The following is a 503-nucleotide window of genomic DNA, read 5'->3' on the forward strand; positions in this document are numbered from 1 at the left end:
AAAGTCAAATCAAATCAAAAAATCAAAGAACGTTTATATTGTATTGAAATATAATTGTTTGCAAAATATTTTTAAAAGTTAACGCATCACTAGTAATTATTGATATTAACTTTAGCTCATTAAATTAGAATAGAATGTTTAATACCACAAGCTAATCCTATTTTAATATATCTTCCAGATTAATGGGAAAATTAGGTAAGTATTTAACTTTTATAATGACACTTTCCTTTTTGAACATTTCTTTTATTTCGTATTTATCACCAATTCTTTGCCCTGTTGTAATTGCTCATGTGTAATAAAATAACCATCGATAGTTTTACAACCATAAGTAATTCGTGTGATCTCTTCACCCTCTCCAATTCTTTTAATCCTGAAAGATTGATCTCTCAGGTTAAATTCTGTATTCTCAAATTTAGGAACAGTAATAATATATTCAGGATCGGCTGGTGAATAGGTGTATAAACCAATGGCATTTAACACATACCATGATGACATTTCTCCTG

Annotated in this window: 1 protein-coding gene; it reads right to left on the bottom strand. The window is 28.0% G+C overall.

Annotated elements, in window-relative coordinates:
* Positions 1-243: 243 nt before the first annotated feature.
* A partial coding sequence (locus OM075_RS25555) for a glycoside hydrolase domain-containing protein (RefSeq protein WP_301193384.1) occupies positions 244-503 on the bottom strand: 260 nt, incomplete at its 5' end.

This window comes from Plebeiibacterium sediminum, assembly GCF_026013605.1.
In the GTDB taxonomy this organism is placed as follows: domain Bacteria; phylum Bacteroidota; class Bacteroidia; order Bacteroidales; family Marinilabiliaceae; genus Saccharicrinis; species Saccharicrinis sediminus.